The organism is Clostridium sp. CTA-17, from assembly GCF_054767895.1.
On the sequence record NZ_BAAABF010000001.1, the window covers coordinates 89621 to 112655 of the forward strand.

Annotated in this window: 22 protein-coding genes and 1 other annotated feature; of the genes, 15 read left to right on the forward strand and 7 right to left on the reverse strand. The window is 27.6% G+C overall.

Annotated features, from left to right (window positions below; genetic code table 11):
- Positions 1–156: 156 nt before the first annotated feature.
- On the reverse strand, positions 157–936 hold the full coding sequence (locus tag ACYUCG_RS00375) for a DeoR/GlpR family DNA-binding transcription regulator (protein WP_421751027.1): 780 nt from the start codon (positions 934–936) through the stop codon (positions 157–159).
- A gap of 445 nt (positions 937–1381) precedes the next feature.
- Between ACYUCG_RS00375 and ulaG the strand changes: the two genes are divergently transcribed.
- From ulaG to ACYUCG_RS00410, 7 genes are all read left to right on the forward strand, one after another.
- Positions 1382–2446: an L-ascorbate 6-phosphate lactonase gene (gene ulaG / locus ACYUCG_RS00380; RefSeq protein ID WP_003457064.1), complete on the forward strand. Its 1065-nt coding sequence runs from the start codon at positions 1382–1384 to the stop codon at positions 2444–2446.
- A 24-nt stretch (positions 2447–2470) separates the two neighbouring features.
- Positions 2471–2905, forward strand: coding sequence for a PTS sugar transporter subunit IIA (locus tag ACYUCG_RS00385; protein WP_460267827.1), 435 nt, complete (start codon positions 2471–2473; stop codon positions 2903–2905).
- Positions 2906–3089: 184 nt separating this feature from the next.
- Positions 3090–4556 (forward strand): PTS ascorbate transporter subunit IIC, encoded by a 1467-nt coding sequence (locus ACYUCG_RS00390; RefSeq protein ID WP_003456976.1) that lies wholly within the window; start codon positions 3090–3092, stop codon positions 4554–4556.
- A gap of 96 nt (positions 4557–4652) precedes the next feature.
- The gene (locus ACYUCG_RS00395) at positions 4653–4943 is read left to right on the forward strand and encodes a PTS sugar transporter subunit IIB (protein WP_003457096.1); all 291 of its coding nucleotides are present in this window, start codon (positions 4653–4655) and stop codon (positions 4941–4943) included.
- Positions 4944–5050: 107 nt separating this feature from the next.
- Positions 5051–6085, forward strand: coding sequence for a hypothetical protein (locus ACYUCG_RS00400; RefSeq protein ID WP_460267828.1), 1035 nt, complete (start codon positions 5051–5053; stop codon positions 6083–6085).
- A gap of 138 nt (positions 6086–6223) precedes the next feature.
- Complete coding sequence (araD, locus tag ACYUCG_RS00405) at positions 6224–6922, forward strand: L-ribulose-5-phosphate 4-epimerase (RefSeq protein ID WP_003456978.1); 699 nt, start codon at positions 6224–6226, stop codon at positions 6920–6922.
- 18 nt (positions 6923–6940) lie between these two features.
- Entirely contained in the window at positions 6941–7789 is an 849-nt protein-coding gene (locus ACYUCG_RS00410; protein WP_003468452.1) for an L-ribulose-5-phosphate 3-epimerase, read from the forward strand.
- 124 nt (positions 7790–7913) lie between these two features.
- Here the strand turns inward: ACYUCG_RS00410 and ACYUCG_RS00415 are convergent, their stop codons facing one another.
- The 4 genes from ACYUCG_RS00415 to ACYUCG_RS00430 form a co-directional block, all read right to left on the reverse strand.
- A complete protein-coding gene (locus ACYUCG_RS00415) occupies positions 7914–8714 on the reverse strand; it encodes a tetratricopeptide repeat protein (RefSeq protein WP_060796555.1) in 801 nt (266 codons plus the stop codon).
- Between the two features lie 334 nt (positions 8715–9048).
- Positions 9049–10359, reverse strand: coding sequence for an alpha-L-fucosidase (locus tag ACYUCG_RS00420; RefSeq protein WP_460267829.1), 1311 nt, complete (start codon positions 10357–10359; stop codon positions 9049–9051).
- Between the two features lie 291 nt (positions 10360–10650).
- Positions 10651–10977: a HesB-like protein gene (locus ACYUCG_RS00425; protein WP_011590297.1), complete on the reverse strand. Its 327-nt coding sequence runs from the start codon at positions 10975–10977 to the stop codon at positions 10651–10653.
- A gap of 101 nt (positions 10978–11078) precedes the next feature.
- Complete coding sequence (locus tag ACYUCG_RS00430; RefSeq protein WP_460267830.1) at positions 11079–11423, reverse strand: HesB-like protein; 345 nt, start codon at positions 11421–11423, stop codon at positions 11079–11081.
- A gap of 453 nt (positions 11424–11876) precedes the next feature.
- Between ACYUCG_RS00430 and ACYUCG_RS00435 the strand changes: the two genes are divergently transcribed.
- Both ACYUCG_RS00435 and ACYUCG_RS00440 read left to right on the forward strand, forming a co-directional pair.
- Entirely contained in the window at positions 11877–12608 is a 732-nt protein-coding gene (locus ACYUCG_RS00435; RefSeq protein WP_060796557.1) for a hypothetical protein, read from the forward strand.
- A gap of 507 nt (positions 12609–13115) precedes the next feature.
- The gene (locus tag ACYUCG_RS00440; RefSeq protein WP_139932915.1) at positions 13116–14129 is read left to right on the forward strand and encodes a pectate lyase-like adhesive domain-containing protein; all 1014 of its coding nucleotides are present in this window, start codon (positions 13116–13118) and stop codon (positions 14127–14129) included.
- Positions 14130–14275: 146 nt separating this feature from the next.
- Here ACYUCG_RS00440 and leuS read toward each other — a convergent pair whose 3' ends face one another.
- Positions 14276–16726 carry a leucine--tRNA ligase gene (leuS, locus tag ACYUCG_RS00445; RefSeq protein ID WP_460267831.1) on the reverse strand — a complete coding sequence of 817 codons (2451 nt, stop codon included), beginning with the start codon at positions 16724–16726 and terminating at the stop codon, positions 14276–14278.
- Positions 16727–16815: 89 nt separating this feature from the next.
- Positions 16816–17023, reverse strand: a binding site (T-box leader).
- 143 nt (positions 17024–17166) lie between these two features.
- Here leuS and ACYUCG_RS00450 point away from each other — a divergent pair.
- From ACYUCG_RS00450 to ACYUCG_RS00460, 3 genes are all read left to right on the forward strand, one after another.
- Positions 17167–17310 (forward strand): hypothetical protein, encoded by a 144-nt coding sequence (locus tag ACYUCG_RS00450; protein ID WP_003453032.1) that lies wholly within the window; start codon positions 17167–17169, stop codon positions 17308–17310.
- A gap of 371 nt (positions 17311–17681) precedes the next feature.
- On the forward strand, positions 17682–17861 hold the full coding sequence (locus ACYUCG_RS00455) for a hypothetical protein (protein WP_283684000.1): 180 nt from the start codon (positions 17682–17684) through the stop codon (positions 17859–17861).
- Between the two features lie 41 nt (positions 17862–17902).
- Positions 17903–19159 (forward strand): chloride channel protein, encoded by a 1257-nt coding sequence (locus tag ACYUCG_RS00460; RefSeq protein WP_460267832.1) that lies wholly within the window; start codon positions 17903–17905, stop codon positions 19157–19159.
- 70 nt (positions 19160–19229) lie between these two features.
- On the opposite strand, the gene ACYUCG_RS00465 is transcribed toward ACYUCG_RS00460, so the two are convergent.
- Positions 19230–19796 (reverse strand): NUDIX hydrolase, encoded by a 567-nt coding sequence (locus ACYUCG_RS00465; RefSeq protein WP_060796562.1) that lies wholly within the window; start codon positions 19794–19796, stop codon positions 19230–19232.
- Positions 19797–20098: 302 nt separating this feature from the next.
- Between ACYUCG_RS00465 and ACYUCG_RS00470 the strand changes: the two genes are divergently transcribed.
- From ACYUCG_RS00470 to ACYUCG_RS00480, 3 genes are all read left to right on the forward strand, one after another.
- Positions 20099–20461 carry a hypothetical protein gene (locus ACYUCG_RS00470; protein ID WP_315632178.1) on the forward strand — a complete coding sequence of 121 codons (363 nt, stop codon included), beginning with the start codon at positions 20099–20101 and terminating at the stop codon, positions 20459–20461.
- A 204-nt stretch (positions 20462–20665) separates the two neighbouring features.
- Entirely contained in the window at positions 20666–21652 is a 987-nt protein-coding gene (locus tag ACYUCG_RS00475) for a biotin--[acetyl-CoA-carboxylase] ligase (RefSeq protein WP_139932919.1), read from the forward strand.
- A gap of 155 nt (positions 21653–21807) precedes the next feature.
- Positions 21808–22893, forward strand: a complete 1086-nt coding sequence (locus ACYUCG_RS00480) for an NERD domain-containing protein (RefSeq protein WP_460267833.1) — start codon at positions 21808–21810, stop codon at positions 22891–22893.
- Positions 22894–23035 lie beyond the last annotated feature (142 nt).

The following is a 23035-nucleotide window of genomic DNA, read 5'->3' on the forward strand; positions in this document are numbered from 1 at the left end:
TTAGTACAAAGAAATTAAATATTAGAGAATAGAAAAGAATATGAAAGCTTTAAAAAATATATAGCTATATAAGTAAAAAGATAAAAGCAATTAATTTGCTTTTATCTTTTTTTACTTAAGCTTTATAAATTTTAATAAAAATATTGAAATAGTATTTTACGAGAATATTATTTTTACTCCTTTTTCTCTTAATTTTTCAAGTTCAGACTTATCATCTTCGATTTCATTTGTGATTACATAATTAACTTTAGAAATATCTCCACTAGAAAAGTTATGATGTATTCCTATTTTTGAGTTATCTGCTAAGACAAAAGTTGGCCCATTACAATTATCAAGCATCTTCATATTTACTGTGGTTTCCTGAAGAACAGATGTACTGATTCCTGTATTAGCGTTTATACCACTAACTCCTATAAAACATTTAGTTGCAGTTATTTTAGAAATTATCTGAGTGGCTATATCACCAACCATAGATTGTTTTCTTCCATATACTTCACCGCCTGTAAGTATTATCTCTACATTAGGTGATAAATTCATACCTAAGATTTTGCCATTGTTTGTAATTACCATAACTCTTTTACCTTCTATATATTCTAAGAGTTTTATTGCAGTTGAACTAGAGTTTATAAATATACTATCTCCGTCTTCTATAAATTCAGCAGCTTTTTTAGCTATAGAATCTTTAATTTTTTCTCTTTCAATATTACTATGATTGAAATAAGGGTCTTCACTCAAAGCTCCTTCAATAAGTTCAGCCCCGCCATATTTTCTTCTTATAACCCCTTCTTTTTCTAGATTTTGAAAATCTCTTCTTATTGTTATATTAGATGTTTTTAATAAAGTAGCCAATTCTTCTGTTTTAGCAAATTTATTTTCTTTTAAATATTTTAATATTGCCTGTTGTCTTTTAAAAACAAAGCCTTTTGCGTTTTTCATTATAAATGCCTCCTAACCGATATTGTTTGGTATTATTTTCTATAAATATCTCTCCGAATATTATAAATATAAAATTAAATTATATATAGATAATTTGAAAAAGTTACTAAAACTTGTAGATAGTAATTTTTTAAAATATGAAGTTGTATTTAATCTTAATGATTAAATACTGAAGTTTATTATAGATAGCACTAAATTCGATATTGCTATTTATAATAATTGTACATAAAAGAACAGTATAAATCAACGCAAATAGAACAAAAACGATCAAAAAGAACATTAAAATCGAAAATAAGTTAATTAATAGCACAAAAAAACAGAAAAAAAGCAAAAACAATCAAAAAAGACTTGCAAAGAAAACAATTACAGTATATAATTTAATCATAAAGTGATTAAACGAACTTATCAAACGTTCAGAATAATCAAAATGGGTGGAGGTATAATTATGAGTAAAGTAAATGAAATAACAAGAGAATCATGGATTTTAAATACATTTCCAGAATGGGGAACTTGGTTAAATGAAGAGATAGAAAATGAAGTAGTTAAACCAGGAACATTTTCTATGTGGTGGCTTGGATGTACAGGTATATGGCTTAAAACTCAAGGAAATACAAACATATGTATAGATTTTTGGTGCGGAAGCGGAAAAAGAACAAAGAAAAATCCTTACATAAATCCAGAACATCAAATGGCAAGAATGTGTGGAGGTAAGAAACTACAACCTAATTTAAGAGTTGCACCTTTTGTATTAGATCCATTTGCAATAAAGAATGTTGATGCGATAATATCAACACATGATCATAACGATCATATAGATATAAATGTTGCCGCTGCAGTTTTAAAAAATTGTTCAGAAGATGTTCCATTTATAGGACCACAAGCATGTGTTGATAAATGGATAGGATGGGGAGTACCAAAGGAAAGATGTATAGTTGTTAAACCGGGAGATGTAATAAAAATAAAAGATATTCAATTACATGCTTTAGAATCTTTTGATAGAACAGCTTTAATAACAGCTCCTCCAGAAGGAGACTTAAGAGGAAAAATGCCAGTAGATATGGATTATAAGGCTGTTAACTATTTAATAGAAACTCCAGGAGGAAATCTTTATCATAGTGGAGATTCACATTATTCAAATTATTATGCTAAACATGGAAATGATTATAAAATAGATGTTGCCCTTGGATCATATGGAGAAAACCCAAGAGGTATTACAGATAAAATGACATCAGTAGATATTTTAAGAATGGCTGAGGCATTAAATACTCAAGTAGTAATACCATTCCATCATGATATATGGTCAAACTTCCAAGCTGATACAAATGAAATTTTAGCATTATACGACATGAAAAAATATAGATTACAGTATAAATTTACACCATTTATATGGCAAGTAGGTGGAAAGTTTACATTCCCAGAAGATAAGGATAAGAGAGAATATCATTATCCAAGAGGATTCGATGACTGTTTCTCTGTAGATATAAACTTACCATATAACTCATTCCTATAAGATTTAAGAGTGGAGGAAATTATCATGTTAAAAGAATTAATAGAAAAAGGTAGATATTCTTTTCATGATGGCTTTGATAATTGGGAGGATGCAGTTAAGGCTGCATGTGCTCCCTTAGAAAAAGAAAAAGTTATCGAAAAAGAGTATGCGGATTTAATAATAAATAGTATTAAAAAACATGGACCATATATAGTAATTGCGCCAAGGATTGCTATACCACATGCACAAGAAGGACATGGAGTTAATGAAACAGCTATATGCTTTATGAAAACGAATACTCCAGTGAGCTTTGGTGAAGGAGAAGAGTATGATGCTCAATTATTCTTTGTTTTAGCTTCAGTAGATAATGAAGTACATTTAAAGAATTTAACTAAAATGGTTGAGTTAATTTCAGATGAAGAAACTGTAGAAAAGCTTTTAGAAGCTCAATCAGTTGAGGATCTTAAAAAATTAGTATAAGAGATTTTTAAAAAAAGTTTTAAAGTTTCTACAGTGCTTTAGGTAGGTTTTAAACTAAAGTACTGTAGAAATTATAGTAAATATTTAAGTCTAATCTTATTTAGTTTTCAGTTAAGTTATAAATTAAAACAGTTTACATAATATTGGAACAAGTTAAGAAAAGGGATATGGGAGGAGAAGTATTATGGATTTTATAATCTACATTTGGGAGTTTTTCCAAAATAACATTCTGACAAAACCTGCATTTTTCATTGGATTTATAGTTCTTATTGGTTACTTGTTACTTAAGAGACCTTTTTATGATGCTTTGGCAGGATTTATAAAGGCAACAGTCGGTTATTTAATTTTAAATGTTGCAGCAGGTGGACTTGTTAGTAACTTCCGTCCAATTCTTGCAGGCCTTAAAGATAGATTTAATTTACAGGCGGCAGTTATAGATCCTTATTTTGGACAAACGGCGGCTCAAGAGGCTATAGGGAATATAGGAAAATCTTTTTCTATGATGATGGTAGTTTTACTTATAGCATTCTTATTCAACTTAGTACTTGTATTACTTAGAAAATTTACAAAGGTTCGTACAGTATTTATTACAGGACATGTAATGGTACAACAATCAGCTACAGCTTTATGGTTAGTATTTTTCTGTTTCCCAAACTTAAGTAATATGGGAGTAGTAGTAATGTTAGGATTACTTCTTGGAACATACTGGGCAGTATTTTCTAATCTTACAGTTGAACCATGCCAAGACCTTACTGAAGGTGGTGGATTTGCAATAGGTCACCAACAAATGTTAGGAGTTTGGATAACTGATAAAATAGCTGGAAAAATAGGAAATAGTAAAAAGAGTATTGAGGATTTAGAACTTCCAGGATTCTTATCTATATTTAGTGATAACGTTGTAGCAACTGGTATATTAATGACTGTTTTCTTCGGAATAATCATGGGAATACTAGGACCAGATTTAATGCATACAATCGATAAGGGATTTGATCAAAATACAAATTTCTTATTTTACATACTAGAAAAATCACTTAACTTTGCAGTTTACTTAAGTATATTACAAATGGGTGTTAGAATGTTCGTTTCAGAACTTACTGAATCATTCCAAGGTATTTCAAATAAAATACTTCCAGGATCAGTACCAGCTGTAGACTGTGCAGCAACTTATGGATTTGGACATCCAAATGCAGTTACTATTGGATTTTTATTTGGAGCAGTAGGTCAATTTATAGCAATAATAGGACTTGTAGTTTTCCAAAGTCCAGTACTTATAATAAGTGGATTCGTACCATTATTCTTTGACAATGCTACATTTGCAGTGTTTGCTAACAGAAAAGGTGGATTGAAGGCTGCCATGATAATTCCATTCGTTTCAGGAGTTATACAGGTTTTAGGTGGAGCATTTGCCGCTTACTATTTTGGATTAGCTCAATTTGGAGGATGGCATGGAAACTTTGACTGGGATACATTATGGCCAGTAGTTGGAGTTCTTATGGACAAGTTTGCTTATGTAGGGGTTGGAATAGCAGTAGTAGGAATGCTTTTAATACCACAAATTCAATATTTTAAAAATAAAAAGGGTTACTTCAAGTTAGTTGAAGATTATGAAGGATATTTAGAAGACAAAGAAAAGGAAAGAGTACAAAATTAGATTTAAATCAATTGATAGTTAGTACCACTTTGTTAAGTACTAACTATCAAAATAAAATAGATAAAAATAATTGGTGTTAATTAGGAGGAGATATTTATGTTAAAAGTAATAGCAGCATGTGGAAATGGAATGGGATCAAGTCAAATTATAAAAATGAAAATAGAGAAGATATTTAAAAAGTTAAATATTCCTGTATCAATTCATCATACAAGTATAGGAGCAGCAAAAACAGAAGCTTCAAGTTATGATGTAGTATTCTGTTCAGATGCATTAAAAGGAAATTTCGATAAAGCAAAGGCTTCAGGAACTATTGTTATAGGACTTAAAAACCTTTTATCAGAAAAAGAAATTGAAGAAAAGATTGTAGAAAATATAGTAAACAAATAAATATAAAAGTTATGATATAGTACTTATTTCTTAGAGTGTTAAGAGATAGGTACTATGTTATAAATAAGACTTTATTTTAATTATTTATAATCTAGGAGGAATATAAGATGAAAATAGAAAAGAAGTTTTTAACTGACTTACATAGATGTTATGCAACAAGTAGTACTGTTATTGATGGAGATAGAAAAATACTTATAGCAACTGAAGGAGAAGGTCCTTGCTTTATGTATGAGGGAGATGATTTTAAACAATCAACTGTTTGGGATGGTCCAGGAGGAACAATGTCTATAATTCCTATCCCAGGAAAAAATGGAGATTTTCTAGCAGTTCAAAGATTTTTCCCTACATTTCAATCAGAAGATGCTGAGATAGTATGGGGAAGATATGAAAATGGAAAGTGGGAAATAAAAACATTATTTAAGTTACCATATCTACATCGTTTTGATATTTTAGAAGCTAATGGAAAGCTATATTTCTTAGGAGCAGTTTTATGCAATAGTAAGCAATTTAAAGATGATTGGAGCGATCCAGGTAAGATATATGTAGGAGAAATTCCAGAAGATTTAAATAAACCTATTGAGCTTAAGGTTATAAAAGAAGGATTAACTAAAAATCATGGATATTGTAGAGCATATCATAATGGAAAAATGGTTGGTTTAGTAACATCTCAAGAAGGAGTATTTAGAGTAACACCCCCTCAAAGTGATGATGAGGAATGGACTATTGAAAAAATAATGGATAGACCTATAAGTGATGTAGCTGTTGTAGATATAGATGAAGATGGTGAAGATGAACTAGTTACTATTGAAGAATTCCATGGTAAACATTTTAGAATAAATAAAAAGTATGGAGATGAATATAAAATTATTTATGAGTATCCAAAAGAAATGGATTTTGGACATGTTGTTTGGGGTGGTAAGCTAAGAGGAGTTCCAACTATAATAGGTGGTTATAGAAGATGCGATAAGGATTTATTTTATATTCAATGTACTGATAAAGAAAAATTAGAGTTTGAAACTGTAGTTATTGAGTCTGGGGTTGGACCAAGTAATGTTGCCGTTTTAAATGAAGATGATAGAGATATAATAATATCTGCAAATAGAGAGTTAGGACAAGCTGCCTTATATATTGTTACTGATTAATAGAAGATAATAAGTTTGTCTTACTTTGTTAACTAATAAGAGAGCTTTATTTTAAATTTTATTAAGTGAATTAATATTAAATACTTAAGAATAAATTTTGTTATAAGGGTTATTAAGAGTCTAAGGAGGATCTTTTATATGTTAGAGAACTTAAAAAAAGAAGTTTACGAAGCTAATATGCTTCTTCCAAAATATAATTTAGTAACTTTTACATGGGGAAATGTTTCTGCCATAGATAGAGAAAAAGGACTTGTTGTAATTAAACCATCAGGAGTTGAGTATGACACAATGAAACCAGAAGATATGGTTGTGGTTGATTTAGAGGGAAATATTGTTGAAGGGAAATATAAACCTTCATCAGATACAGATACTCATTTAAAACTTTACAAGGAGTTTAAGAATATAGGAGGAATAGTTCATACACATTCTAGATGGGCAACAATATTTGCTCAAGCAGGAAGAGGAATAAAGCCATATGGAACAACTCAGGCAGATTATTTTGCTGATGAAATCCCTTGTACAAGAGACATGACTAGAGAAGAGATTGAAGGAAATTATGAATATAATACAGGGGTTGTAATTGTTGAAAGATTCAAAGACATGAATCCAGAGAATATTCCAGCAGTACTTGTTAAAAATCATGGTCCATTTACTTGGGGAAAGGATGCTAAAGATGCTGTTCATAATGCTGTTGTCCTAGAAGAAGTGGCAATGATGGCATATAACACAGAAATATTAGCAAATAAAAATGTAGATAGTATGTCTGATGACTTATTAAATAAACACTTTTCAAGAAAGCATGGTCCAAATGCTTACTATGGACAAACAGGAGCTTAAGAAAAGGAGCGGATTAAAATGAAGGAATATTTTATTGGATTATATGAGAAAGCTATGCCTAATACACTTACTTGGAGGGAAAAGCTTCAATGTGCAAAAGAGAATAACTTTGATTTTTTAGAGGTTAGCATAGATGAAACTGATGAAAAATTAAAAAGACTTGATATGACAAAAGAAGAAAGACAGGTTTTAGTAGACCTTATGTATGAAGTTGGGCTTCCAATAAGAACTATGTGTCTTAGTGGACATAGAAAATATCCTATAGGAAGTGCAGATGAAACAACTAGAAATCGTGGTATGAGAATAATGGAGAAGGCCATAGAGCTAGCTGATGATTTAGGAATTAGGATAATTCAATTAGCAGGGTATGATGTTTACTATGAAGAGGGTAGTGAAGAAACAAGAAAATTATTCTATGAAAATCTAAAAAAAGCTGTTGAAATGGCGGCTAGATCAGGAATAATTTTAGCTTTTGAAACTATGGAAACTGAGTTTATGAACACAGTTGAAAAAGCCATGAATTATGTTAAAAAGATTGATTCACCATACTTAGGGGTTTATCCTGACTGTGGAAATATAACTAATGCCGCTACTAAATATAATAAAAATGTTATTGAAGATTTAAGAAGTGGTAAAGGTCATATAATGGCTGTTCATCTTAAGGAAACAAAACCAGGTAAGTTTAGAGAGATTCCATTTGGAACTGGACATGTTGATTTTGAAAGTATAATAAAAGAATCATATAACATGGGAGTAAGAAGATTTGTTACTGAGTTCTGGTACACAGGTACTGGTGATTATAGAGTTGAAATAAAGAATTCAAGAAAATTTATAGAGGAAAAATTCAATAAAGCCTTAGAAAAGTAAAATTAAAAGGGCTTATATAAAAATAACTTTTTATAAAACTTACAAACAGTATGAAGGGAAATTTAGTAATTCTCAGAATATGTTTGTAAGTTTTATTATTATATTTTTATATAGCCCACTTTTACTATATGTTTAATTCTTGTATAGCAGCTCTAATTTTATCCTTATTAAGGGCTGAAAGATAAGACTCTCTTTTAGTTAAGGCTTTATCGAAAGATTCTAAAGCTCCTTTAGTGTCTCCTTCATCTTTTAGGATTAAGCCATAATAATAATATGGTTCTGGTATTCCAGGATCTTCGTCTAATAGTTTAGTATATACTTCCTTAGCCTTTTCTATATTTCCAGTGAAATAATAAGATTGAGCTAAGTTATCCATTATAACCTTGTTATCTTGATCATATTCATAAGCTAAAAGGTTATATTCTAAGGCTTCTTCATATCTTTTATCTAATATTAAGAAATAACCTAAAGTCTCATAAACAGTTGTATGTTCATATTGTGTATGAAGATTTTTTAAGTTTTCAATAGCTTTTTTTAAATCACCATTTTTCCAAGTTATAAGAGAATCTGTCATTGTATAAGAAGCTCTTAATCTTTCTGGTAGTTTATCATAATCAATAACATTGAGAAGCTTAGTGGCTTCTTCTAAATTCCCTAAGTAAAGAGTAAGATATGCATATTGAAGTCTTATGCTATCACTAGCATTTTTATATGTACAAGCTTTTTTATAAAGTTCTAGAGCTTTTTCTCTTTCACCATTTCTAAAGGAAACATTACCTTTGTAAGCTAAAATATAAGGCTTTTTCTTATTATATTTGTATAAAGCATAGATTACTACAACAAGTAATGCAAAAATATATTGTTTCATCATTACTAATACAAATGCTAATATTAAAGCAATTATAAAATCATAAGCTGTATTCATTTTTTACGCCTCCAGTAAATACAAAATATTGCAATTATATTATAAGAATAATTTTAATGGAATTTTATTCTTAATACAACTTTACTTAATTATATTTACAAAAAAATTATTTTAATTTAACAGTAAAATAAAAGAGGGTTGTATCAAAACAAAAATCAATAAAACTTATGAAAAATATAAAGAAAATATATTTATAAGTTTTAAATATAAGTTTTAAATATAAGTTTTGATATAACCCTTTTTCTTTAAAAAGCAAAAAACTCTATTAAGGATAGTTTTTTGCTTTCACTTTTTATATTTATTCTTGTATTTTATAAAACGTTATTTATTAAAATTATCCTAAATATGCACCAATATGATTAATCATAGGTGGGTTTTTATATTTAGTAAATGAAATTTTAATTTTATCAGTTTTGATATTATTAAGTTTTGCTATATGTCTATATCCTATAGAAGTACCATTGTAAAGTTCAAACCAACCATTGTTATATGCATAAACTTTAAATTCTTCTACATTTTGACCTTCAGCAATCCACTCTCTAATTTCTAAAATATTAAATTCAGTGATAGTTTTAAAATCTATTTCTATATAAGGGTTAACAGCATTTTCATTAGCTATCCAATAAGATTTCTTATAGTCATCAATTAAATTATAGCTATCGCTAGAAGATGAATTTGTAGCTAATATAGAGGAACCCTTAATAAGGTTATTAGAAAAAGTTTCTTTTATATATTTAGAAAAATCAGAAAGTAAACTTAATTCATTATCATTTAGTAATCCATCTGTATTAGGAGATAAAACTAATACTAAATTTGTATTTCTTCCTAATGAATTATTATACACATGTTTTAAATTTGATAATGAATCTTTATTATGGTTTAAACAGTCAGATAGGGAGTAAATACTTTCTCCAACAATCCAAGTATCTCCATAAATATTTCCTTTTCTAATCTCTTCGTTGTTAAAATCTTCTTTTAAAAGATCTAAATTTATAGAAGAGTAGAAATAGTTTTTAGATGACTCTATATCAGAATAATATGTCCAACGTACATCTGGTCCAATAGGGCTAGATATCATACATTTAGGATTTATTTCTTTAATTACTTTAAAGTATCCTTCAAAATCAAGAGAGTCATAATATTCATCTAAAGAGGTCATATCCATAATAACTTCACTTACTTGTGAATAATTAGTCATAAGTTCTTTTAATTGAGCTACATAGTAATTATCATATTCTTCAGGAGTTAAGTTTAAAGTGAGATAATCTTTTAAAGTAAGATGAATACCAAATTTAAGTCCAAACTTTTTACAAGATTTACTAACTTTTTTTACTAAATCATCATAATTATTCTCTAAAGAAAAAGTATTTATATTAACCTTTGAACAATTGCTTTGCCATAAACAAATACCATTATTAAGCTTAGCAGTTAAAATAACTTTCTTAAATCCAAATTTAAATAGATTTTCTATCCATATATCTGTGTTAAATGAAGTCTCTTTTTTTAATAAAGAAGGAGCCTCATCATTATTTTCAGAATTAGCTGTAAATGTATTCATTTGGAGGTCTAAAAAAGCTATTAGTTCATCTTCTTGGTATTTTCTTTGTTCTTTAGTTGGAGTTAGGTTTACTAGAGTTGTATTCATTATCTCTCCTCCTTAAAAATAAAGCGTTTATTAAATTATAATACTAAAATTAAACATAAACAACCATATTAGTAAAAATATTGAAATTTAATTTAGTTTAAAAATTTTTAAAGAATAAAGTGAAAAAGAGAAATTTTAAATTTCGTTAGTATTTTAAGTAGTATAAATTAATTTTAAAATACTTAAATAAAATTTATATTTATATAAGTTAAATTTATTTTTTATTAGAGTTTTAATTTAAGAGAAGATAAAAAATAGAGATGGAATAAAGTCCATCTCTATATGTAAAAATTAATGACAGCTTGAGCAAGAAGAGCATCCGCCTTCGCTTTCTTTAACTGGTTTTAATGATAATCCTCTACCACCATTTTCATCTGAAGAAAGCAGAGTGAATCCTTCAAAATCTTTAACAAGTTCTTTATCAACGAAGAATGTTATATCTTCAATTTTAACAACTTCATCATTATCTGATTGTTCATCCAGAACAATATTAAATACTGGGCCGCCTCAGCCAACTCCTGCTAGATTTATTCTTATGTCAAATTTTTCTACGCCGTTTTCTTGTAGAAAAGATTTGAACTCAGTATAAGCTTCATTGCTCATTTTAACAACTGACATATCTATTTCCTCCTAAATTTTAATTTAAAGCAAAATTGCCTTATATAGTTTATTATTAATATATTTTAAAATAATATCACACTAAAATAGAAATATTATAATTAGTGACAGCTACCACAGCTACCACAGTTTCCACTACAACCGCCACCTTCATAGTCGCTCATTAATGGATCAAGAGTTAATCCTTCTCCAAAGTTTTCTTCATCAGAAAGTATTGAGAAACCTAAAAATACATCGATTAAAGAAGAATCAATAACAAAAGTTAAGTCTTTTATTATTTCAACCTCATCACCTTCATTTTTTTCTCCTGCAGTTACATAAAACATAGGGCCCATAGGTCCGTTCCCACCAAAGTTTATTCTAATAACATCACTATCTATATCATTGGATTTTAGGAACTCTTTAAATTCAATATAAGCATCATCGCTCATTGCTACCTTTTTCATTTGATCACCTACTTAATTTCGATTAATTAATAATTAATATTAATTGATTAAATTATATAATTTTAAACAAAATAAATCAAGACTATTTTAGTAGGAATTTAAATGTAGAATTTTATTTTATATATAAATGATAAAAAATAGAAAATAATTATGATGTTTTTGTAATAATATGAAAATTTTTATGAAAAATATATTGAGAAGTTCCTTACATCAAATTAAAATAAAAGAGTTAAATAAAATATGAAAACATACTAAAAATATAATTATTATGAACTTTAAGGTTCAACGTTTTAATAAAAGTTTATATCTCAATTAAAGGTTGATTTCATATATATTTAGATCTAACTTAATTTAGTAAGGACTTTTATTAATGTGGTTTTTAATAATATATCTAAAAGAAATATAGACTAATAAAAATAAATTGTTTTCTGAGAAGATTAGAAAGGAAAAAGTATGATACCATATAACATAGATTATTGTGAAGAAAAAATAAAAGAATATAAAAATAAAATAAAAGAGAATAAAAAAGGTGATTTCATTATTAGATATAGTGAGGGAAAAGAATTTGATGGCTATTTATATGAACATAAGCAGTCATTGAAAGAAAGTCCTATAGAACTATATGAAGGAGAAAAGCTTTGGATGAGAATTTCACCACATGAGATTCAAGGAGCTTTTGAAGGTATAAAAAGAGCAAAAGGTAAGGTAGGGGTTCTAGGATTAGGATTAGGATACTTCGTTCAGGAAATAGCAAAAAGTGATCAAGTAACCGAAATAGTTGTCTATGAAATGAGTGAAGAAATAATTGACTTATACTTAGAAAACTTTGGAGAAAATTCTAAGATAAGAATAGTAAAAGGAGATGGATTTAAAGCAGAGAGGGAAAAGTTTGACTTTTTCTATGTGGATATATATGAATATAAATTAACTACTAAAGTTGTTGAAGATTATGCTAAATTAACAAAACTTCATGATATTGTAGAATATAGCTTTTTTGGAGTGGAGTCTTTTATATTAAGTTGTCCAACTAGTGAAATAATATGGGTTTATATATTAGAAGAGTGGATGGATATGTCAAAGGATTTATTTACAAGGTTTAATCATAGTGAGTATATTGAATATTTTTCACCGATAGAGGAAAATAAGGTATTAGAGGTACTTAAAGAATTTGGGAAAGTTCTTTAAATTTTATTACTAATTCATAAAAATAGATGTTTTAAATTTATTTTATTTATTAATTGATTTACTAATTAGTTAGAAATTTTAAATTCATAATTTTGAAGTTAGGTTATAATATGATTTATTATTAAATTATTATCTTATATTAATTGTAATAAGGATTTTAATTTATGAAACATTTTATAACCTTTTTGTATTTAAATTTTAACCTTCTAAATTATGATAAAAGATATAATGTAGACTAATATAGAAATTTTAGATCATAGTATTTATTTTATTTGATTAATGAAATAATGATCAAATTCTTATAATTTTAAATGTTATTATTCAGTATATATGGTTTTAAAAACATAAAATATACATTAATAATTTATAAGATTTTAGTAGAGTTAAAAAAAATCTATGATATGTCAAAAAAATCTATAATTTATTTTTTGAAAACCTATACAAAAAATGATATAATTAGTTCATAATATAAATATAAGAAAAATAATAAGAAGAGGTGAGTTTAGTATGGCACATAAAAAGGTGGCAAAAATAATAGCAACTGCTATAGTAGTAAATAACCTCTCCAGTAGCGTAGTTTTAGGCAAAGAAGTAAATTTAATAGAGAAAAACAAAGATAATTCAGTTATAAATCAAAGTATAAGTCAGAGTAAAAGATATAATAATATTTTTAGAATAGAAAAAACAGTAGGGGATACAGAAGAATTCTTAAAAATAATAAATGATGGGAACTTAGAAGAGATAAAATTATCAAGGGACATTGACCTTAGCAATTTAATTTCTAATGGAGTAGATATTAAGAGTTCAAATGTTGTAATAGATGGTCAAGGATATAGTATCTATGTTCCTAAATTAGCCGAAAATCTTAATAGAGATTTTTTTACACTACAGGGAGATGGAATTGTGCTAAAAAATTTAAATATAGTATGTAAGGATGATGATGAAACTTTAAATAATAATAATAACCTTATTACTATATCAGGAGATGACATAACTTTGGAAAATGTTTTCATAGAGTCTGATTTTAATAGGGCAGTAAACATTTCACAGGGAAAGAATATTCATATTAATGATTGTAAAATAGTAAATAATCAAGAAAAAGGTAATGGATTAAAGGTTGAAAATGCAGTAGTAACCTTAAATAATCTTGATTTACAAAATAAATCTGGAGTTGGTATTGATATTTTAGGAAAAGATTCAAAGGTTGATTTAAAAGGAGACATAAAAATAAATTCTCCAATTGAAGTGAGAGGACAATTTAGAGATGGTGGTATTTTAACTTGTGATAATAATCAGTTAATCCACGAAAAAAGAGTCTTTGGATATACTTATTATAATATTGCAAAGGAAACAGAGTTAGTTAGAAATAAAGATGAGTTTTTAGAAGCAATAGATAATAATATAGTTAAGAATATAAAATTAATGAATAACATTGATTTAAGAGGACATGAATCAGAGTATTATAAAGTTTTTGAAAAAGAAATAAAGGTTGATAAAAATAATTATCATATAACAATGTAAAGTTTAAAGGTATCTAAACGGAGTCAAATCTCAGCGTTTAGATACCTTTTTATAATATAATATATAATTTGTTATTTAAAAGTGTTAATTATTAAGATTAGTATTAACTTTTAATCAATTAAAAAATTTGCAACGTTAATATTATATTACTTAACAACTATATTTACAAGTCTACCTTTTATAACTATTACTTTTACAACTGTTTTTCCTTCTGTTGAAGCTATGATTTTCTCATCAGCTAAAGCAGCGGCTTTTATTCCTTCTTCATCTAAATCAGAAGAAACCATTATTTTGTTTTTGATTTTTCCGTTAACTTGGATAGCTATTTCAACTTCGTCTTTAACTAAAGCTTTAGGGTCAAATTTTGGCCATGCTTCATTGAAGATTGAGTATGAATTTCCAAGTAAGCTCCATTGTTCTTCACTGAAGTGAGGTGCAAATGGTGCTAATAATCTTAAATAATCAGAAACTACATCTTTTAAGAAATCAAGATTCATTTCTTTCTCTTGTGTATATTTAGATAAAGCATTTATGAATTCCATCATTCTAGCTATTGCTGTATTAAATTGAAGTTTATCTGTATCATCAGTAACAGATTTTATAGTATTGTGTCTCCAATAGTTAAGCTCTTTTTCAGCCTTATCCATTGTAGTTTTATTATTTTCACCTTTTGAGATTGCTTCTCTAGCAGTATCTATAATTCTTTCAATTCTTTCAACGAATCTATTTACAGATTTGATTCCATCATCACTCCAAGCTCCACCTTCAGTGTAAGCAAAACCAAACATTAGGTACATTCTAAATACATCTGCACCATATTCTTTTATATAATCGTCAGGAGATATTGTGTTTCCTTTTGATTTACTCATTTTTAATCCGTCTGGTCCTAAGATTAATCCTTGGTGAGTTAATGAAGTAAATGGTTCATCAAAGTTTAGGTATCCCATATCTCTTAGGGCTTTAGTTATGAACCTTGCGTAAAGAAGATGCATACAAGCATGTTCAGGTCCACCAACGTATTTATCAACTGGTAACATTTTGTTGATTAGTTCAGGATTAAACGGAGCCTCAGTATTTTTATTATCAGGATATCTTAAGTAATACCATGATGAACATACGAAAGTATCTAAAGTATCAGTTTCTCTCTTAGCTGGTTTTCCACAGTGAGGGCAAGTTGTGTTAACAAATGCTTCGCTCTTAGCTAGTGGAGATTTTCCATCTGGAGCAAATTCAACATCATATGGTAATTCAACTGGTAATTGACTTTCAGGTACAGGAACTATACCACATTCTTCGCAGTAAACTACAGGAATTGGAGCTCCCCAGTATCTTTGTCTTGAAACTAACCAGTCTCTTAATCTAAAGTTAACTTTCTTTTCTCCAAGACCCATTGAAGCTAGTTTTTCAACTATTTTTTCTTTAGCCTCAGCTGTAGTTAATCCATCAAATTCACCTGAGTTAACTAATATACCGTGCTCGCAGAATGGAAGAGTAGTTTCACTACCATCTTTAGCTTCTATAACTCTATTTATTGGAAGATTGAATTTTTCAGCAAAAGCAAAATCTCTTTCATCATGAGCAGGAACAGCCATAACAGCTCCAGTTCCGTAAGTTGCTAAAACGTAGTCTCCAACCCATATAGGAACTTCTTTACCTGTTAATGGATGAATAGCATATGCACCAGTGAATACACCAGTTTTTTCTCTTGAAATAGATTGTCTTTCTATATCAGATTGTTTTTTAGCTTCTTCTTTATAATTTTCAACAGCTTCTTTTTGTTCAGCTGAAACTATTTTGTCTACTAATGGATTTTCAGGAGCTAAAACAACATAGCTAACTCCGCATAAAGTATCAACTCTTGTTGTGAATACATCAAAGTTTAAATCGCTATCTTTAACTTTGAAATTAACTTGAGAACCAGTTGATCTTCCTATCCAGTGTTTTTGCATAGCAACTGTTTTTTCTGGCCAATCTAAACCATCTAATTTATCTAATAATTCATCAGCATAATCAGTTATTTTAAAGAACCATTGAGTAAGATCTTTTTTAGTAACCTCTGTTGAACATCTTTCACAAGCTCCGTCAACTACTTGCTCGTTAGCAAGAACTGTTTGACATGATGGACACCAGTTTACAGGAGCTTTTTTTCTATAAGCTAATCCTTTTTCGTATAATTTTAGGAATAGCCATTGAGTCCATTTATAATATTCAGGTGAGCAAGTTACAACTTCATTTTCCCAGTTAAACATAGCTCCCATAGCTTTTAATTGTTCTTCCATTTTAGCTATATTTTTTATTGTAGAATCTTGAGGATGTATTCCTGTTTTTATAGCAAAGTTTTCAGCTGGTAAACCGAAAGCATCAAATCCCATTGGTTGGAATACATTATATCCTTGCATTCTTTTAAATCTAGCCCATGAATCAACTGGTCCATAGTTAAACCAGTGACCTGCATGTAATTGGCTACCTGAAGGGTATGAGAACATTTCTAAAACGTAAAGTTTCTCTCCTTCTTTATTTGGATCAAATTTATAAAGGCCTGATTCAGCCCATTTGTCTTGCCATTTCTTATCTATGGCAGTACTATAGTTACCCATTAACTAATCCTCCTCTAAGTCTATATAATTAATTATTATTTGCTAGAATCAAATAAAAACAAATAAAAAAACCTTCCATCTCTTAAAATTTAAGAGACGAAAGGATATTCGCGGTACCACTCTTATTAGGAAAATTTCTTTTCCTCACTCGATTTTATAACGGGTTTTTCCCGTATGTGCTTTTTTTCACACATATGCTCATAGGCAAGTTCATATTTTCATACCATTGTGTCACAGCAAACCACAACTCTCTTTAGGTTATGAGATAATATTACTACTCCTAATCAAAGCTTTTAATGATTCAGTTTTTATATATTATATATCAAAAGTTTAAAATAAGTCAATTAAAGTTTCTAATAAATACCTAGGATGAAAAAAATATAATTACAAAAAATAAGTTTGAACAAGTTTCAATAAAAAATAGAAAGAGGTAATTATTCATGGGAAAAAAATTAAAATCAGCAACAAATAATCAATGGGTATCAACAACTGTAGACCCTAATATGGTTCCTGCAAAAGATAGACAGCCTAAAACAGCAGGTGATAATCAATGGACATCAACTTCTAAAAATCCAATGAAATAGTAAAAATATGGGCTTAGTTTAGAAAATTATTTTTTCTAAATTAAGTCCATATTTTATTAATACAATGATTAAAAATTAACTTTTAATAAGTAATTAAATGTAAATTTGAAAATATACTAATTTAAAAGGAAAAATTAAATTAGGATTTTTAAAGGGGGAGGGGATACTAAGTAGATTATTAGGAGGACTATTTGTTGCATGGATTTTGAGTTTATTTAACTTTGACAAGATGATTATAAATTCTATATATGAAGTTTGTGATATAGAAACATCAAAAGATCTTTATTATGTTATTTTTACTTTAATAGAATTAATAGGTTATCTTTTAAAATATTGATATTTTTACATTGGTAATATATGGGAGGTGATGAGTGTTAGGTGGATTATTATGGGGTCTATTAATTGCTTGGATATTAAGTATTTTTAATTTTGATTATATGTTTATAAATACGGTATATGAACTTTGGGGATTAAAAATATCAACTGATGTGTATTATGTGGTATTTGCATTATTGGGATTAATATGTGGTATTATAAATAAGGATACTTAAATATTACAAAACAAAGGATTAGTTAAGGAGAAACTTTAGGAATGAAAAAATATTTTAGTTTAGGAATTTTAATTCTCTATGGAATAGTTCTGGGTGGGATAGTAGGAGCTGTTAGTTGGCTCTTTTTGTATGTTGTTAGTTCAGGAATACATTTTATGTGGAATGAACTGCCAGGAAAGTTTAATTTACCATACTGGACAATATTAGTATGTAGTATTGGTGGAATTTTAGTAGGATTATGTCAAAAATATTTAGGGGAATATCCAAAACTTATGCCAGAAGTTATGGCAGAATTTAAAGAAACTAAGAGAGTAGATTACAAAAATGTTCCAAAGGCTTGTGTATCTGCTTTAATTACACTATTTTTTGGAGCTAGTTTGGGACCAGAAGCTGCTCTTGTTAATATTATAGGCGGACTTTCTACTTTAGTTGGAGATTTTTTAAAGTGGATTGTTAAGGATAAAGAGTTAGAAAAGTATGATAGTTTAGTAACAGAATTTAGTATGGAAGCTACGCTAGGACTTATATTTCATGCACCATTAATAGGATTAACTCCATTGATAGAAGATGATGATTCAAGTGTAAGAAAGAATATTAAAACAATAGTTTATTCAATGACAACGGCTGCTGGATTTGGTGTTTTAATATTATTATCACAAATTGACAATAGACCATCTTTTATAGTTCATTTTGGAAGTTTTAATCTCGGAATGAGTGAAATAATATCAATAATTCCACTAATAATTTGTGGAATTTTAATGGCATTACTATATGGTGGGTATGGGAAAATTCTACATAAGATTTTTTTACCTTTAAAAAATTACAAAATAATAAGGGCATTAATTGGAGGAATAATTTTAGGAATAGTGGGAACATGGTTACCATATACACTATTTTCAGGAGAGCATGAAGTAAAAGAGTTAGTTAAAGAATGGAGTAGTTTATCAATAGGCATTCTTATATTAATTAGTTTGGTGAAATTATTCTTAACAGAGGTGTGCCTATCTACTGGATGGAGAGGTGGACATATATTCCCAGTAGTATTTTCAGGAGTTTCAATGGGATATGCTCTTTCAACAATCTTCTCAATTGATCCAGTTGTCACAGTTACTATAGTTACAACCGCATTTACAAGTGCAGTTTTAAGGAATGCTGTAGTTACTTTACTTTTATTAGTTTTATTTTTCCCAAGCTCATTAATATGGATTATGTTAATAGCTGCATTTTTATCAGCTTATGTCTTAAAAAGATGGGATTCAAGAGGAAATAAAGAAGAGAGTGTTAAAAAAGTTGCCTAAATTTTATAATAAATATTAAATTTTAAAAGCTATGTTTTAATTAAAACATAGCTTAAATTTTTTTGTTTCTTTAAAATTTACTTTGAGTTTTTAGTTTATTTATTAGCTTTTCATATATTGGAATCATATGAGGTTCACTGCAATAGGTACTTATTTCATTAAAAGGAATCCACATAACACCACTATTTTCATCCTCTTTAAGCATAAGAGTTTCATCTTCTGAGCATTCTATTAAATAAGTAAGATTTAAATGAAGATGGGATGAAACATATTTTCCTCTTTTTATGTGACCATTTACTGTTAACACATCTAATGCGAAAGCTTTATCTAAAATAGGGATAGGATTTTTAACTCCAGTTTCTTCTTTTAATTCCTTCATTGCAACTTTCAGTTGATCTTCTTCATTATCTGAATGACCACCAGTCCATGCCCAAGAATTATATATGTTATGATGAATCATCAAAAATTTATTTCTTTCTTTATTTACAGCAAAGGCTGAGCTAGTTAAATGAGCAATAGTATTATCTCTTGTTAATATATCATCAAAATCATTTAAGCATCTTAAAAATAATTCTTTATCCCTTTCTTCTTGTTCGTTAAAAGGAATATAATCTTTTATATCTTCAATATAATTCACCTTAAACACCACCTAGTTATTTTTATTTAAATTATACATCAAAATAAAAAAATAAGATTAAATAATAAAGGTTAAATTTTAAATTATTAACAAAATTTTAAATAAAAATTGGAAAATTATTTTCTTTTTTCTTTTTGTAGGATATAATCATATTACTGAGAATAATAAAATAAATAGTTTATTATTTTTAATACTTTATTATAAATTAGAATCCAAAATTTTTTATATAAATAAAAAACCACACAAATAATATAATTAATTATCTTTAAAGAACCAATGAAAGAGTTAAGGAGATGATTTAAATGGAAAAAGACATAAAAATTAATGAGAGTTTAATTTCAACTTGTAATGATGATTATTTAAATGCTATGTCTTTAGTAAAAGAAAAATTAAGTATATACTTAGAGGAACCTAAAGTGTTTTCAAATGAATATGTTTTAGGAACACCAGGATTTAAAGACAATTTAAGAGATAATTTAAAAAGAGCATTAGCAATAATTTTTGATTTTGTTGCAGTTTATAAAAAATACGAAGTAAATGAAAATATAAAAAATATTTTAGAAAAGGCTAGAAATATTTATGCTATCTTAGAAGAAGCACAAGGAAATATTAATGAGGATGTTTTAAAATCATTAAGAGAAATTAGAGCAATAGAATTTAAATAGTTTTTATGGAAAGGTTAGTAATATTAAAAGTTGCTAACCTTTTTTTATATAAAAAATTATTTTAAAATTTAAATTGTAGACTTAAATATGAAAAAAGGTTGTCAATAATAGGCATAAAAAATATAATCAAGGAGAGTATTAATTAATAATTAAAGAAAATTAGTTTTAATAAGTTTAATATAAATAAATTAGGAGGCTAGTTCAATGTCAGTTAAAGAGTCAGTGTTGAAGATTCTAGAAGAAAATAGGGAGAGAAGTATATCAGGAGAAGAATTAGCTAAACATTTATCAGTTTCTAGGGCCGCTATATGGAAGGCTATAAAATCTTTAAGGGGAGAAGGATACAATATTTCTGCTGTAACTAATAGAGGATATCAGTTAACAAAGGATAATGACTTAATATCGCCAGAGGGAATAAAAATATTTTTAAATCCTAAATATAGTGACAACTATATAAGGGTATATAAAACTATAGATTCAACTAATCAAGAAGCTAAGAAGCTTTTAATGGATAATGACATACCACATGGTACAATATTACTTGCAGAGGAACAAACAGCAGGTAGGGGCAGATTTCAAAGAAAGTTCTTTTCACCTTCTAACAAAGGAATATATATGAGTGTTATTTTAAGACCTAACATAGAACTTTCAAAAGCTATACATATAACAACCTCAGCAGCCATATCTGTTTGTAGGGCAATAGAAACATTAACTAAAAAAAGACCTAAAATAAAGTGGGTTAATGATATATTTTTAGATGATAAAAAAATTTGCGGTATATTAACAGAGGCAACAGGAAACTTTGAGAGTGGAAGAGTTGAAAATGTTGTTGTTGGAATTGGAGTGAATTTTAAAACTGATTCAAAAGATTTCCCAGAAGATATAAAAAATATTGCAGGATCAATATTTCAAGGAGAAAAGCCAACTGTTACAAGAAATCAGTTAGTTGCTGAGATTTTAAATGAACTTTTTGAATTATGTGAAAATCTAGAGGATAAAAGCATAATGACAGAGTATAGAGTTTTATCTTTAGTATTAGGAAAAGAAGTAAGTTTTTTAAAGAATAATAAGCTGAATAAAGGATTGGCAATTGATATTACTGATGAGGGTGCTTTAGTTGTTAAGTATGAAAATGGTGAAATAGATTACTTAAATTCAGGTGAAGTATCAGTAAAAACATTAAATAAGTAATTTTTAATAATTAAGGAAGAGTGTTAGAAGCAATTATTTTTAAATGTTTCTAACACTCTTTAATTTTATGATTTTAGCTTAAAAATACAGTGTTAACAAAAAGTTACAAAATATGCTACAATATGAATGAAATGTTAATAGGAGGTAGTATATAAATGTTAAAAGAAATTATTTTCGGAATTTCTTCTATAAAGGAACCTACATGGCTTAAAGAATTCAATGAGAATAATAAACAATTAGAAGATTTAAAGATTCTTAGTGGAAAAGTTTATAGTGAGAAAAAGAAATTAATAGATAGAGATATTATGTACTTAACTTATGGTATTGAGGGAGAAAAAAATGTTAGTTATGAAATAAAAAATTCCTATATACCAATGTTAGCTTTACATGATATTAGGATAGAGGACGGGGAATCAGTTGCCCAAATGGATTATATTCTAATAACTAAAAGTTTTATTTTAGTCTTAGAAACTAAGGCCTTAAGTGGAGATATAACTGTAAATGAGTCAGGAGAATTCATAAGATATTTTAAAAATAAAGAAGGAAAAGTTTATAGAAAGGAAGGAATATATAGTCCAGTAGCTCAAAATGAAAGACATGTTAGAGTATTAACTGAGTATTTAAAGAAAAATAAAATGATAAAAAAATATCCTATATATTCTTGTGTAGTAATTGCAAACTCTAAAAGTGTAATAAATAAGTATAAAGCACCAAAGGAAATAAAATCACAAATTATAAAATATGATCAATTAACATCTTTTATAAAAGAGAAATTAAACTATCATAAGATAAAGCAAGATTTTAAGGTTTTAGATAAAGTAGAATATTCAATAGGTAAATTTTTATTAGAAAATAATAAACCTGTAGAGTTTGATTATTATAAAAAATACTCCTTAAGTGAAGAGGATTTTATAAAAAAAGAGTCAGAAGTATGTAGTGAAGAAAAATCAAACAATGATAATTTTAATGATGAGGTTTTATTTAATAGAGATAATAAATCTTACGAAGGTAAAATATTAAGTAGTAAGAATAAAGAAGAACTAAGGAGAAAACTTAAACAATTAAGAATAAATTTTGCAATAAAAGAAAAACTTCCTCCTTATTGCATTTTTAATGATGAGACTCTAAATGATCTTTTAGATAAAATGCCAAAGAATAAAGAAGAGCTTATGAAAGTCAAGGGATTGGCTAAGGTGAAGATTAATAAATATGGGGAAGAAATATTAGGAGTTTTAAATTAAAATGGAATTTTTAAAGAAAAATGAGTTATGGTTATTAATAATTAATGTTATTTTGTTTCTTGCAATAACTTCAGTAGAGTCTCAAATAAATAAAATAATATTTTTTATAATATTTCTCTTGAATAATATTCTTATTTATTTA

Bases quoted from the DNA above. Each gene is read 5' to 3' on its own strand.
- ACYUCG_RS00435 (WP_060796557.1), top strand. From the start codon at position 11,877: ATGATACCATATAACATAGATTATTGTGAAGAAAAAATAAAAGAATAT.
- ACYUCG_RS00390 (WP_003456976.1), top strand. From the start codon at position 3,090: ATGGATTTTATAATCTACATTTGGGAGTTTTTCCAAAATAACATTCTG.
- ACYUCG_RS00420 (WP_460267829.1), bottom strand. From the start codon at position 10,359: ATGAATACAACTCTAGTAAACCTAACTCCAACTAAAGAACAAAGAAAA.
- ulaG (WP_003457064.1), top strand. From the start codon at position 1,382: ATGAGTAAAGTAAATGAAATAACAAGAGAATCATGGATTTTAAATACA.
- ACYUCG_RS00385 (WP_460267827.1), top strand. From the start codon at position 2,471: ATGTTAAAAGAATTAATAGAAAAAGGTAGATATTCTTTTCATGATGGC.
- ACYUCG_RS00430 (WP_460267830.1), bottom strand. From the start codon at position 11,423: ATGAAAAAGGTAGCAATGAGCGATGATGCTTATATTGAATTTAAAGAG.
- leuS (WP_460267831.1), bottom strand. From the start codon at position 16,726: ATGGGTAACTATAGTACTGCCATAGATAAGAAATGGCAAGACAAATGG.
- ACYUCG_RS00440 (WP_139932915.1), top strand. From the start codon at position 13,116: ATGGCACATAAAAAGGTGGCAAAAATAATAGCAACTGCTATAGTAGTA.
- ACYUCG_RS00480 (WP_460267833.1), top strand. From the start codon at position 21,808: ATGTTAAAAGAAATTATTTTCGGAATTTCTTCTATAAAGGAACCTACA.
- ACYUCG_RS00410 (WP_003468452.1), top strand. From the start codon at position 6,941: ATGAAGGAATATTTTATTGGATTATATGAGAAAGCTATGCCTAATACA.
- ACYUCG_RS00460 (WP_460267832.1), top strand. From the start codon at position 17,903: ATGAAAAAATATTTTAGTTTAGGAATTTTAATTCTCTATGGAATAGTT.
- araD (WP_003456978.1), top strand. From the start codon at position 6,224: ATGTTAGAGAACTTAAAAAAAGAAGTTTACGAAGCTAATATGCTTCTT.
- ACYUCG_RS00375 (WP_421751027.1), bottom strand. From the start codon at position 936: ATGAAAAACGCAAAAGGCTTTGTTTTTAAAAGACAACAGGCAATATTA.
- ACYUCG_RS00450 (WP_003453032.1), top strand. From the start codon at position 17,167: ATGGGAAAAAAATTAAAATCAGCAACAAATAATCAATGGGTATCAACA.
- ACYUCG_RS00400 (WP_460267828.1), top strand. From the start codon at position 5,051: ATGAAAATAGAAAAGAAGTTTTTAACTGACTTACATAGATGTTATGCA.
- ACYUCG_RS00415 (WP_060796555.1), bottom strand. From the start codon at position 8,714: ATGAATACAGCTTATGATTTTATAATTGCTTTAATATTAGCATTTGTA.
- ACYUCG_RS00470 (WP_315632178.1), top strand. From the start codon at position 20,099: ATGGAAAAAGACATAAAAATTAATGAGAGTTTAATTTCAACTTGTAAT.
- ACYUCG_RS00475 (WP_139932919.1), top strand. From the start codon at position 20,666: ATGTCAGTTAAAGAGTCAGTGTTGAAGATTCTAGAAGAAAATAGGGAG.
- ACYUCG_RS00395 (WP_003457096.1), top strand. From the start codon at position 4,653: ATGTTAAAAGTAATAGCAGCATGTGGAAATGGAATGGGATCAAGTCAA.